Annotated in this window: 10 protein-coding genes, 1 tRNA gene and 1 pseudogene; 3 read left to right on the top strand and 9 right to left on the bottom strand. The window is 58.7% G+C overall.

Going from position 1 to position 12767, the window contains the following annotated elements:
* Positions 1-139: 139 nt before the first annotated feature.
* Positions 140-889, bottom strand: coding sequence for a hypothetical protein (locus AQ610_RS15290; RefSeq protein WP_006024676.1), 750 nt, complete (start codon positions 887-889; stop codon positions 140-142).
* A 325-nt stretch (positions 890-1214) separates the two neighbouring features.
* Here AQ610_RS15290 and AQ610_RS37905 point away from each other — a divergent pair, with 325 nt between their 5' ends.
* A complete protein-coding gene (locus AQ610_RS37905) occupies positions 1215-1340 on the top strand; it encodes a hypothetical protein (RefSeq protein ID WP_257721670.1) in 126 nt (41 codons plus the stop codon).
* 143 nt (positions 1341-1483) lie between these two features.
* On the opposite strand, the pseudogene AQ610_RS38400 reads toward AQ610_RS37905, so the two are convergent.
* Positions 1484-1591, bottom strand: a pseudogene (locus AQ610_RS38400) (integrase core domain-containing protein); the annotation flags it as partial.
* A gap of 54 nt (positions 1592-1645) precedes the next feature.
* On the opposite strand from AQ610_RS38400, the gene AQ610_RS38395 reads away from it, so the two are divergent.
* A complete protein-coding gene (locus AQ610_RS38395) occupies positions 1646-1900 on the top strand; it encodes a transposase (RefSeq protein ID WP_144411954.1) in 255 nt (84 codons plus the stop codon).
* A gap of 125 nt (positions 1901-2025) precedes the next feature.
* Positions 2026-2843, top strand: a protein-coding gene (locus AQ610_RS31870) for an IS5 family transposase (protein ID WP_085954781.1) whose coding sequence is annotated in 2 segments (ribosomal slippage) — positions 2026-2374 and positions 2374-2843 — 819 coding nt in all. Because the reading frame shifts where the segments join, the coding sequence is not laid out codon by codon here.
* A 244-nt stretch (positions 2844-3087) separates the two neighbouring features.
* Here the strand turns inward: AQ610_RS31870 and AQ610_RS36120 are convergent.
* The 7 genes from AQ610_RS36120 to AQ610_RS15260 all read right to left on the bottom strand — a co-directional run bounded on the left by AQ610_RS36120 (position 3088) and on the right by AQ610_RS15260 (position 12744).
* Positions 3088-5562, bottom strand: a complete 2475-nt coding sequence (locus AQ610_RS36120) for a hypothetical protein (protein WP_144411953.1) — start codon at positions 5560-5562, stop codon at positions 3088-3090.
* A 657-nt stretch (positions 5563-6219) separates the two neighbouring features.
* Positions 6220-7314 (bottom strand): type VI immunity family protein, encoded by a 1095-nt coding sequence (locus tag AQ610_RS15280; RefSeq protein ID WP_006024678.1) that lies wholly within the window; start codon positions 7312-7314, stop codon positions 6220-6222.
* 14 nt (positions 7315-7328) lie between these two features.
* Positions 7329-8048 (bottom strand): VRR-NUC domain-containing protein, encoded by a 720-nt coding sequence (locus AQ610_RS33750; RefSeq protein WP_009911340.1) that lies wholly within the window; start codon positions 8046-8048, stop codon positions 7329-7331.
* Positions 8045-8581: a PAAR domain-containing protein gene (locus AQ610_RS15275; RefSeq protein ID WP_009911341.1), complete on the bottom strand. Its 537-nt coding sequence runs from the start codon at positions 8579-8581 to the stop codon at positions 8045-8047. Before AQ610_RS15275 ends, AQ610_RS33750 begins: the two co-directional genes overlap by 4 nt.
* A 480-nt stretch (positions 8582-9061) precedes the next feature.
* Positions 9062-9138, bottom strand: a tRNA-Met gene (locus AQ610_RS15270).
* Positions 9139-9304: 166 nt separating this feature from the next.
* Positions 9305-10963, bottom strand: coding sequence for an MFS transporter (locus tag AQ610_RS15265; RefSeq protein WP_015600611.1), 1659 nt, complete (start codon positions 10961-10963; stop codon positions 9305-9307).
* 221 nt (positions 10964-11184) lie between these two features.
* On the bottom strand, positions 11185-12744 hold the full coding sequence (locus AQ610_RS15260) for a sensor histidine kinase N-terminal domain-containing protein (RefSeq protein WP_006024680.1): 1560 nt from the start codon (positions 12742-12744) through the stop codon (positions 11185-11187).
* Positions 12745-12767: the final 23 nt, after the last annotated feature.

Raw genomic sequence — 12767 nt, 5'->3', positions numbered from 1 at the left:
TGATCTGAATTTCACGGATCTTGTAACGAGGAATCGGTTCTGGAAACGCGTACGCGATCCGCCTGCCGGCGCACCGGCAGGCGGAAGGGACAATGCCGACGAACCGGCATCCGGGGCGCGCACTGCCGCCCGGTCGCGGTCAGGCTGCGGACTTCTGCGGCGCCAGCACGGTGTCTTCGTAGATTTCGCGGAAGAACATCGCAAGAATCTCCTGAACGTCATCGATGTACTTGAATACGGCCTCGTAATCGTCTTCGCTGAGGATGAGCTGGTTGAGGATCTTCCACATCTCCATCGAATGATCGTCTCGCGTGTCGACGACGAGATGTGCCTCTTGCCCCTTGATCAGATCGTGGCCGAGCGTCGACTGAAGATTCCTCACGATGTCCGGTTGCAGCTTGGCTTGCGTGTATTCGACGAGGTAGTTCGATACCACGGGTGCCATCGGGTGTTCGTGCTCGAGGGTGTAGTAGAAAAAGCCTTCGAAGAGCTTGGTCGACAGATACGGCTCGGTGTTCAGGATTTCCTCGATCGATACGCCGGCTGCCTCGCAATCGCGGATGTAGAGCCTGTCGTGCAGCATTTCGTCGGCTTGATAGTGCGCATAGTCCTGGGCAGCCGACGGCGAAATCTGCGCGATTTTGTAGATGGCCTTGGCTTGGCTCGCGCGCGACAGGCGAATGCGCCACACATGTTCGATCAACGTGCGGCGATAGTAATTCATGTTGATATTCTTGTCTTTCATGTGTGACGCATAGGGAATCGACTGACGCCATTCCTCCATTTTTTTGTCGAGATATCGGTCGATTTTTGTCTTGCGTTCCAGTCCTTCCGATTCGGAGAAGAAAGGTGCGGGATGCATGATGCCGGAATTGCGGACTCGGTTCATTGGATGCCTCCGGTGACGATCGCGAGAAATGAAGCTCGGTGAAATGGACGGGCGGTCGGCGACCGCGCTATTGCGGGAACAACTCGAATGGAGATACCTCGCTCGTAGACGTGTGATCGGTTGGCGTCTCTGGAATCTGCCGGGGAAACCTTGTTTTTAGTGCTTGCTGAATTTGGGTAAGGGCGGGAATCGCCTGATCACGGCGAGTTTGCGCTATCGCTCTTATCTGGTAATAACAGCGAAACCATGAAGGCCATAATATTCATCTAATCGATGGAGTGAAGATATCCGAAGGTATATGGCGTCATGAAATCGAGGAACGCCAATGGATATGGTCAGTAATTTTTTTGGCGGCTATTTGATGGGGAGTGGAATTAAGGCGGAAAATTCCGATCCATTCGCTCGTTCTGCACCAGAATGGAGCCTATTTATTGCGATACAGCTAGGCTGATATGCAATATGAGTCGGTGCCGACTGTCCTCACGTCGTTCTGCAGGGATCGGCTATACGGTGTGGTCGCTTCCCGAGGATCGGATGGCCGGGGAGCGTGTCATCGTCGATGGTGGATTTGTCCCCGTACCTCCGGACGCGGCCTTACACTTGAGTCGATGATTCGGCCCTGCGTCGGAACTCGCGTGGCGAGCGATATTTCAATGCGCTATGAGGATGCTGTTCGTTGTAATGCTCGAAGGCAATGGGGCTGGCCCCCGTTTTCCCGGATGCATCAGCTAAGCTGTTGTAATTCGAGAGGACAAAATGAGCAGAACAAGAAGACAGTTCACTGATGAATTTGAGCTAAGCGCGCAGCGGCGCGGCTGTGTAACGAGCTCGGTGCGACCGTCACGCGGAATTGCACGTGCCCTGGGCGTCGGCGACAACCCGTTGCGCCGCTGGGTCGGGCTGATGCGAGATGGCGCGATGGGAATGGACGCTAGCAAACTGCGGCGCTTTTACGCCCCGATTCTTGCCGCGCTGCTCAATCGCGGGATGGTCGCGCTAGCGACGGCATAACGCCTCGCTGAGCAAAACGAATTGTTCAGGGCCGACTTAGAGACGGTTTCAAAAAGAGTCCAAGGGGCTGTTAACTTTTTCAGCATCCTGTTAACCTTGGCCGTCGTGACAGACGGGCCAAGGAGATGGGTAAGCCAATCATTGATGACGAACTGTGGGCACTGATCGAAGCACTGCTACCTCCGCCAAAGCCGCGCCGCTTCAAGTACCCCGGTCGCAAGCCGGTAGCGGACCGTGCGGCTTTGACGGGCATCCTTTTTGTGCTGAAGACGGGCATTCGTTGGCGCGACTTACCGTCCGAAATGGGATGCGGCTCAGGCGTAAGTTGTTGGCGCAGGCTGCGCGATTGGCAGCAAGCCGGTGTGTGGGATCGACTGCACGCGGTGCTGCTGGCGAAACTGCGAGCAGCCGAGAAGATCGACTTCTCCCGTGTGGTCGTCGACTCATCGTCGATTCGTGCGGTTGGGGCGGGCGAAAAACTGGCCCGAACCCCACCGATCGAGCTCGACCCGGGTCGAAGCACCACATCGCCACCGACGCCAACGGAACGCCGATCGCGGCAATCCTGACCGGCGCCAATCGTAACGACGTCACCCAACTGGTTCCGCTGATCGAGGCCATTGTGCCGATCGGCGGCGTGCGTGGACGGCCTCTGAGCCGTCCTGCCCGCGTCTACGCCGACCGTGGTTACGACCACGACAAATACCGACGCATCCTTCACGAGCGCAACATCCCCACCAGCATCGCGCGGCGCGGTCAGCCGCACGGTAGTGGCCTTGGAAAAGTCCGTTGGGTCGTCGAACGTACTCATGCTTGGCTGCATCATTTCCGCCGTCTACGTATTCGCTTTGAACGTCGCGCCGACATTCATGAAGCGTTCCTCAAACTCGGCTGCTGCCTGATCTGCTGGAATACCCTGCGGCGAGCCCAGCAGTCTTTATGAAACCGTCTCTAAGTAAGCTGGCGTCTGTACCGCCCGCGCACCCGCGCGGTTCCGCATCTGGCATTAAGCTGCGGGGCGCAAACGAATGGCGCGACGGAGCCTACATGGATCGTTTGTGGCGTAGCGCAGGCGGCAGCAAGAGAAGGACGGTGCGCAACGATGCCCCGGCTTCCTTGTCGCGCTGCCGTCCAGTAGTGAGTTCGGGGGCGGCACCAAGGTTCAAGCGCCGAACCCCAATTAGACGCTAGTTGTCGACGTCGTTATCTGGATCCTCTTCATTTAGGCCGGCTCTGCACACTGCCGCTTGCTCGGAACCCCCAGGGCAACAATGGCCAAATATCGGGCATTTCGCAGCTTCCATCTCGATGTCCGGCTCTTCTGGGGCATCGTCGGGTATGCCATTTTCGATCTGCTCGGCAAGCATTTTCTGAATCTCAGGCGGCTTTTTTTCGTATGCTCCAGCTGCAAACTGCGCCCGCAAAAATTCGATATGCTTCGCGTGCTCTGCCCTAGTAATTGGAGGTAATGGCATAAATTCAATACAGTGCTCCCATATGCAGATCACCCCTGCCTGATTGTCGCAGGCATAATTTGGTTCAAACGTATCTATGTACCCCATGTGATTCGATATTCCACGAGAAATGCAAAGGTAGACGAGAAATACATGGGCAAATTCATCGTTGACGAACCCCACTGCTTCGTATGAGCGATGTCCTCTGCTTGAGTCCTGTTTGCCATTGAATGGCTGCGCGAACCCTAGTTTTAATAGTCTTTGAATTTTCTCGTTGCTGGAAGAAAGATCAGCGGTCACGTAGTCGAATGGATAGCCGTATCGGTCTGTGGCCCAAAGCGCGTCTAATTCTTCGTTCTTCAACGTCAAAAGACGCTCTGGCATCCCTCCGCTCAAATCGGCGTCAGTGCTGTTCTCCACGTGATAAGCCCATTTAAATCCATCTTCGTATAGTATGTGGGTGCCGTTTTTCAATCCTTTGTTGAGATCGGTGTGCAATAACTCGGCCATCACGCGATTGTGGTGGGCTGTTTCTTTTTTGGAGAGCAAGCCTAGACATGAAGAGCGAATTAGATCATGAACTGTATAATTCAGGCCGTCGAAGGTAAGCAGACTCTTCCGTCTCAGCTCTCTCAAAATTAATTTGAGAGAATGGCTTGAGGCAATAAATCCATCAATCCAGTCTGATGAAAAGCTGTATGGGATGACTGAAAGGCGTAGTATTGCGCCCCTTTGTTCATCCGGTAGATTTTCGATTGCCCTTGTCACTAAATGCTCGTGAGCTGCGCTGACGGTCTTGGCGCTCAGCTCTTCAAATCCTTGGTAGCTTTCATTGTTCTCGGAGAAAAGCTGGCAATAGAGTGCGATAGAGAGTGGATGCCCAGAAACCGTGTGCACAAGCTGCATTAATTCGGTTTCTTCAAGCTCGACACCGTTCTCCCGGAGTAGTTTCTCGCATTCCGGAGCGGCTAGTCCAAGCAGGTTGTGCTCGATAACCAGCCCTTGTTCGACGTGTGAGCCTAAATAAAGTGCGGGAATTTCCGTTGAGGTTAAAATAACCTTTCCACTATCGATCTTGGAAAGAAATATCCCAAAGGTATCCGCAAGTAGCAGCCTTAGTTCTTCCGATAGGTTGTTGATCCCGTCGAGAAAAAAGTAGGAGTCTTTTGTGTTCAGAGAGGCGGCTACTGCCTTGGCAAGGTTGGCTCTTTCTGCTTCGAGGATCGCGGACGCATGTCGTTGTTCCCCATGAAAAGACATGAAACTTGCTAGAAGTTTTGAAAAATCATTTATTGTGGTTAGCCTGTTGATTGAGCACCAAAACACACGCTTGCCGAGCTTGATCAGGTGCTTTGTTAGATCAGCAGTAAATGAGGTTTTGCCTACACCGCTTAGGCCGTAAATAACGTACAGCTTACTCTTGTCCTCAAGTAGGCTGTTGAGTGTTTTTTTGCTGGCGCTTCTTTCAATATATGTGCTGGCTTCGGGCACTGAAAGCCATGGCTCGGAGGCAAACGTTAGTCCATTGGTGTTGAACGTCTCCCGTAATTCTGCTTTTGTTATGTGGCTTGAATCTTTCGATAGATCGAAAATTACCTTCCAGAGATTTCGGTATAGGGGGTTTACTTCGCCGTCGAATTGAAAGGGGTGCCTTTGCAATATTTCTTTTATTTGCTTTTCTATTAGCTCGGCTGGATTTGAGTCGTCGCTGGAGGGTAGAAATCTTGTGAATATTTTGATCTTCTCAAGGAGTTTGAGAAAATTTTCTTCGGATACGCTCTTGGGCTTAAACTTGGCGATCGCTTCTTTAGATAACTCCCTCTCGCCCGATAGCACCTCTTTGAGTTCTACGACGTCGATGCTCCCTGCTGCATTTGAAACGAATGAAAAAGCCGAGATGCTTTTTGAATTCTTATTGTGAAATTTTTCGAAAATGTCGCGCAGTTCGCTTGGTGTCCAGTGATAACCTTCGTTCCTCTTTTTTACTTGTATGAAGTGGGAGGATCCGTCTTCAAAAAAAACATTCATGTCCTCTTCGTCTTCGGTGAGGCTCTCGAATTTAAATGAGGACGCGTCTCCGAAGTCGCCCTTCAGAGCTATCAGGGTAATTAAAAGAGAATAGGCTACTTGATAATCAACGCCTCTTAAATTATCTACTCCGCTCATCTTAGTCTTGGTCCTTATTGTGGTATTTGTGGGCGCGTTCATATGAAACATCCGCCGTATCAATGCTCCGACGCGCCGATTGCCGCGCTTAGTCTGAGTATCGCACGGAGTCTGGCTCGCTAGGTACGCTGCACCGCCGCTCCCGGAGGAAGTAGAACTCGCAATAGCAATCGCGGGAGAACCGGGCGCGGCCCTTTTTTGCGTCTGACGAGCGCGAGCTGCTGAGTCGCTCGGCGCGACGGCGCATAGGGTATCCCGTCGTTGTCCCATTCGTGTCCCGACTAGCGTCCCGTTGTCCCGTCTAGCGTCCTGTTGTCCCGACTAGCGTCCCGTTGTCCCGAACACTGTTGCCGCGAGGCCGCGAATGGGGTAGGGCGATTTCGTTGGCGTGAATAGAGGGCCTACAGCGGCTTGGCAATGGCGGGGTGGCTGCGGTCCAGCCGCACGCCGTGAGCGGCTCCATGAGGCCGTGACGCGGTCGCACGGGGGGTATTTGAGGGTCCGGCCCGCCCGCGCCGGCGGGCCGCTGCGGCGGCTTCTGCGCGGTCCCCTCCTCGCCTGCGGGCTTCGCTTGAGTGGGGGGGTTTTAGTGCACCGGGCCGTCCGGCTCGGCGGCCCTTGTGGCGCGGGGTTCCGGGCGTGTCGGGGTGCCCGGAAATCGTGCGTTTTGATGCGCCACGATGCGGATTCATGCAGTCGTTAGGCGGCCGGCGGAAGTCTCGGTGTATCGAGCACGGCCGCTTTGGCATTGAGCAACTCGCTTTCGGATACGTCGAAACGCCGAAGCCAGGCGTTGCTGCTGGCCTTGGAGTTGTAGACGGGAGCGTCGCCGTTCACGGTGCCACGCTGAAGGATCGAAACGGTATCTGCAACGAGTGGGCGCAAGGCGGCATTGAGCACGACATACGCAGGCGGAGCAGATGGCGCGGTGTCTGCGTGAGCTACGCCCGCTTCTGGCGCCACACCGGCGCGGATCATCAGCCCTTGCGCACATGGCACTAAGGCGTACCAGTCTTTCGGCAACGCGGATTGCAGCGCGTCGATGTCCCCGACCTTCCCGAGCATCGCCTTGTCGATGAGCGTGAGCCAGTCGACGGTTTTGATCCGGTCCGTGAGGTCGCGGACTTCCATGGCAAGTGGGTCGCCTATATCGACGCCTGGTCCGAGACGTTGTGCTAGATAGTATTCACTGCTCTCGTTTTCAGTGCGTCCGGTAGGGGATAAATTTATCGCCAGCCCCGCGTGCCCGTGGACCGCCTCGAGCATCGCAGCCACTGCCAGGAAGAGTTTTACGAATGCGTCGGGATCTTGGCGGACGAACGGACTAGGCAAACTGAAAACGGCAACATCCAGCCCGCGTGTACCGAGGTCAGCCTGGAACTTCTCAAGACAGAACGTCGTGAATTCGAAATATGAGGCATCGCGCGCTGACTCCCCGCCGACATAGCACGCGTCGAATCCTTCGTTTTCTCCCGTTCGTTTTTCGAGAGCCCGGAGGGACGGCGCCTTCGCAAATCTCAATGCGCGTTTGCCGTTGAACCAGAGCCATGTGACGGGATTGCTGTCTTGGCCTTCAATGGCTCCGCGAGCAAGCGCGATGTATGCGTCGAAGGCGGCCGCAATCGCTTGTCGTTTAGCGCTCGTGTAGCCGCCTTTGAAGTAGAGCGCCGCGCGTACTGTGAGCGCAGCCCCAATGCCATCGTGCGCGTATCGAGGTTCAAGCAACGCGTAAGGCAACATGCCCACCTTCGAAAGCTCCTGGGCGCGCTGTAAAAGCTCGTTCGTCATCGTCATATCTGGACCGCTGGTTATGGCACTGGAATCGGACTAGGTGGCATCGGAGGGGGAGTCCCATGCATATAACTGCCGAATCCCGAACCGAGTACATCGTCGAGGTCCGAAGTGGTTACGCGACTCGTAGACGGTGTTGGCTTTGTTGCGCCCCTATCTGAACAGCCGCAATCCGAGGGTTCCATCACCGCGACTTTGCTCGAATCTCCGGCGATTCTCGCATAAGCCTCCTGCTGCTTATTGTCGCGGCGATCCGGCGGAAATTTGATTTCGACGACGCTTTTAATGTTGTCTTGGGTTGGCGGTAACGATGGATCGTTGACAATCACAACATCGGGCCGTCGAATGCTTCCGACCCCAGGCGTGTATCCGCCTAGACCCCCAGGCCAGTATTTTTGAATCCAGCCCGGCAGGTAATCGTGTGCCTTTGTGGATATTCCTGAATCCATGATCGGCGCAGGCGGGTCACGGGACATGTCGTAATTAATTTCGGCCTTGTACGGGCTCTGATGGTCGCCGATTGCATCGGCTGCTTTCAGTCGGCCGCTAACACATTGCTGCTTCAACCTTTGTCCATCGACGCCAATCGTCGGCATAGCGTTGCATTTGCAGATAACCGCGCAAAGCGCTTGCCGATCCTGTGCGTCGAGCGCGTTGCGCCGCAAGCGCACCTGATTCGTCCGTCCGTCGCCTTGGCTCGTCGCGCCGGACCCGCCCCCTTGCGCATAGTCGGTCATGCAGAACTCGCGCCGGAACGCCCGAAGGTCAGCGATGCAGCCCGCCCTGTTTCAAGCCAGTTGGTATATCCGTTCTCGTCGGTCGTTCCCGTGATGGTGCTGCCGTCGCTGCCGGTAACGGTATACGGGTGGTTGGCGACAGGCTTCCCAGTGTCGTCGTCTAGAACCTGGAAACGCCCGCGGTGCGGGCCGGATTGGTCAGCGCTTGCCTGTTGGGCTACTACGCTGCGGCCGCCGCCGATCGGGTCTCCCGCACCGGAGGTTGGCGATGCCGTTGCGCTGCTCTGCGATGCGATGAGCGTCGCGCCGCACGCCGTCATGTCGCCGTCAGATGCTACCGGGCGGCCGTTGAACGTCATGTGCAAGTCAGCTTTGATCTTGACGATCGGATAGACGCCGCCGCAGCGTGGACATGAAACCATGTCGCCGAGCAACGCCAACGGTTTCCCGTCGTCGGTATTTGTGGGGTCACACGCGAGCACGCGGCCGCCGTGAGAGGTTGTGTCGCCTTCCCGAATGAACGCGAATCCCATGCAGAACTCCTCAGACGAAATCTGCGGCGACTGTAGCACGCGCTGTCGATGTGTAACTACCCTGTCAGAGTTGGCGGGACGAGGGGGAAAAGTAGTAACAGCGAATGAGAGGCGCGGCGCTGACGCGTTTCACTGCGTCTGAAAGAATTACAGTGAAATTACAGTTTGGATGAGCTTGGATAGCCCTGATTGACCTTGGTTAGCCTTGATTTTGCAGATTGCGAGTTGCGCAAGGCATTGATTTTTAAGGGGGCGCTGATAAAACTCCGAAGGCAGTGCTCGAGGGCGAGGGGCGGGAGGGCCTAAAGCAAGGTACCGGCATACAGCGGCATGCGTGACGCGCTGGGCGGTGGCCCAAAGAGCGTCTCGGCATCTCAACAGATACGCATGTGAGGGGCAGGATATTAGACGCTGTCTAATATCAACGCCGCGGCGGCAAAGAAAAAGGGCTTAGCATCGTTGCTAAGCCCTTGAATTTGTTGGTGGCGAATCAGGGACTCGAACCCCGGACCTGCGGATTATGATTCCGTCGCTCTAACCGACTGAGCTAATTCGCCAACAGAAAATAAATTATGGAGGTTGGCCCAGGGCGTGTCAAGCCCTTTTTGTCGACCTCCTCAAAAAAGTGGAGGGTGTCGCGGCGAGGGCGGGCGCGCTTCGTCATCGTCCGGCCGCGTCCCGCCACTTCACGACGGCACCACCCGCGCCGTGGCCCGCCCTTCCTCAATCCTGCGCGTAAATATTCGAATCCTTGGTTTCCTTCACGAACAGCAGCCCGATCACGAACGTGACGAGCGCGACGCCGATCGGATACCAGAGCCCCGAATAGATGTCGCCATTCGCCGCGACGATCGCGAACGCGGTCGCCGGCAGGAAGCCGCCGAACCAGCCGTTGCCGATGTGATACGGCAGCGACATCGACGTATAGCGGATTCGCGTCGGGAACATCTCGACCAGCATCGCCGCGATCGGCCCGTACACCATCGTCACGTAGATCACGAGAATCGCGAGGATCACCGTCGTCATCGGCCAGTTGAGCTGCGCCGGATCGGCCTTCGCCGGATAGCCCGCCGCCTTCAGCGTCGACGCGAGCGTTTTGTCGAACGCCTTCGCCTTGTCCTTCGCGTCGGCGGCCTTGCCGTCGTACGTGTCGATCGCCGAGTCGCCGATCTTGATCTTCGCGAGCGTGCCAGGCGGCGCGGTGACGTTTTCGTAGTTGAGGCCCGCCTTCGCGAGCGCGCTCTTCGCGATGTCGCACGACGACGTGAACTTCGCGGTGCCCACCGGGTTGAACTGGAACGAGCATTCGCCCGGATTCGCGATCACCGTGATCGGCGCTTTCTGCGTCGCCGCCTCCAGTGCCGGATTCGCGAAGTGCGTAAGCGCCTTGAAGAGCGGGAAGTAGGTGAGCGCGGCGATCAGGCAGCCGGCGAGGATGATCGGCTTGCGACCGATCCTGTCCGACAGCGAGCCGAAGAACACGAAGAACGGCGTGCCGATCAGGAGCGCGAGCGCAATCAGGATGTTCGCGCTCGCGCCGTCGACCTTCAGCGTCTGCGTGAGGAAGAAGAGCGCATAGAACTGACCCGTGTACCAGACGACCGCTTGGCCAGCCGTCAGCCCGACGAGCGCGAGAATCACGATCTTCAGGTTCTTCCACTGGCCGAACGCTTCCTTGATCGGCGCCTTCGACGTCTTGCCTTCGGCCTTGATCCGCAGGAACACCGGCGATTCGTTCAACTGCAGCCGGATCCACACGGACACGGCGAGCAGCAGGATCGACGCGACGAACGGCACGCGCCAACCCCAGGTGCCGAACGCTTCCTCGCCGATCGCGGTGCGCACGCCGAGGATCACGAGGAGCGACAGGAAGAGGCCGAGCGTCGCGGTCGTCTGGATCCACGCCGTGTAGAAGCCGCGGCGATGCCCGGGCGCGTGCTCGGCGACGTAGGTCGCCGCGCCGCCGTACTCGCCGCCGAGCGCGAGGCCTTGCAGCAGCCGCATCGCGATGAAGATCACGGGCGCGGCGATGCCGATCGACGTGTAGCCCGGCAGGAAGCCGACGACGAAGGTCGAGATCCCCATGATCACGATCGTGATGAGGAACGTGTGCTTGCGGCCGACGAGATCGCCGAGGCGGCCGAACACGATCGCGCCGAACGGCCGGACCGCGAAGCCCGCCGCGAAGCCGAGCAGCGTGAAGATGAACGCCGCGGTCGGATTGACGCCGGAAAAGAAGCTCTTGCTGATGTAGGCCGCGAGCGAGCCGGCCAGGTAGAAATCGTACCACTCGAACACGGTGCCGAGCGACGATGCGAAGATCACGCGCTTTTCGTCGCCCGTCATCGGCGCGTGCGCAATTTGTCCGCCAACCGTTGCCATGAATGTCTCCAATTTTGATATGGGGTCGCGCGTCCTCTCGGGAGGGCGGCTCCGAGTCGATTATTGGAGGGCAAACTTACGGCGCACTGACTCGCCGCGTCAAAATCGCGCGCCGGCAATTTGTGCATTACATCTTGGTTTGTCTTTCATCTTCTTTTAACTTGCTGTCAAGTTTCGATACTGTGCCTCTGGTGAGAGGCGGGCGGCGGCTTCGCTTAGGGTTATTCCGGGGCCTCGCGCCGTAAGCCGACGCTCACGCGCACGAGCGTGCCCGCGAGGCGCGGCGACGTCTGATACACGTTGTCGCCGATCGTCAGCGTGCCGCCGTGCTGCGCGACGATCTCGCGGACGATCGCAAGGCCGAGCCCGCTGCCGTCGCCTTCGCGGCCGAGTATCCGGTAGAAGCGCTCGACGACGCGTTCGCGCTCGCTTGCCGGAATGCCGGGGCCCGTATCCTCGACTTCGAGATGCACGACGCGCGCCGCGCGATCGGCGCGCACGCGCACGGTGATGCGGCCGCCCGCCGGCGTGTAGCGGATCGCGTTGTCGATCAGGTTGCCGAGCATCTCGCGCAGCATCACCGGATGCCCGTCGATGCGAAGCGGCTCCGAGTCGGCGTCCGGGCCTTCGTAGCCGAGGTCCATCTGCTTCGCGAGCGCGGCCTGCACCCAGTCGCGCACGGCCTGTCGCGCGAGCGTCGCGATCTCGACGGGCTCGAACGTGAGCCCCGTCGCGCGGTTTTCCGCGCGCGCGAGCGCGAGCAGTTGCGTGACGAGCCGCGCCGCCTGCTCGGAGCTCGTCGCGATCTGCTCGAGCGAGCGCGCGACGTCGTTCGGCACCTCGTGGCGCAGCGCGAATTCGGCCTGCGTGCGCAGGCCCGCGAGCGGCGTCTTCATCTGGTGCGCGGCATCGGCGATGAAGCGCTTTTGCAGCGTGATGTTCTGCTCGAGGCGCGCGAGCAGATCGTTGAACGACGTGACGAGCGGCTCGATCTCGGGCGGCGCGCGCCGCGCCTCGACGGGCGACAGGTCGTCCGGGCGCCGGCCGCGGATGTGCGCCTGCAGCGCGGTGAGCGGCGCGAGCCCGCGCGACAGCCCGAACCAGACGAGCAGGATCGCGAGCGGCAGGATCACGAATTGCGGCAGGATCACGCCCTTGATGATGTCGTTCGCAAGCGCGTTGCGCTTGTCGAGCGTTTCGCCGATCTGCACGAGCACGGGCTGCGAGCCCGTCGCGCCCGGCAGCGCGACGGTCGTGTACGCGACGCGCACGTCGTTGCCGCGCAGCAGATCGTCGCGGAACACGACGACGCCGGGCGGCGGCCGGTCGTCGTCGCGCGGCAGCGGCAGGTCGGCTTCGCCCGCGACGAGCTCGCCGCGCGTGCCGAGCACCTGGAAGTAGAGGCTGTCGACGTTGTCGGCGCGCAGGAAGTCGAGCGTCGCCTGCGGCAGCCTCAGCTCGGCGACGCCGTTGACCGGCGTGATCTGCCGCGCGAGTACGTATGCGTCGGTCTCGAGCGCGCGATCGAACGGGCCGTTCGCGATCGTTTTCGCGACGAGATAGGTGACGGCGATGCTCATCGGCCACAGCAGGAGGAGCGGCGCGAGCATCCAGTCGAGAATCTCGCCGAACAGCGAGCGGGGGCGGGGGCCTTCGGCGGCGTCGGTTTCGTCCGGCGGCGCGAACGGGTTCTCGTAACGCGCGTCGCGCGCGGCGTCCGTATCGGGCGCCGCGGCAGCCGCGCGTCGCGCGGCGTGGACGGAACGGACTGGCGTGGCCATCGGCCGCTCGCTCGTCGACGGCG

Source organism: Burkholderia humptydooensis (assembly GCF_001513745.1).
Lineage (GTDB): Bacteria > Pseudomonadota > Gammaproteobacteria > Burkholderiales > Burkholderiaceae > Burkholderia > Burkholderia humptydooensis.
This window is presented reverse-complemented; position numbering and strand designations above follow the sequence as displayed.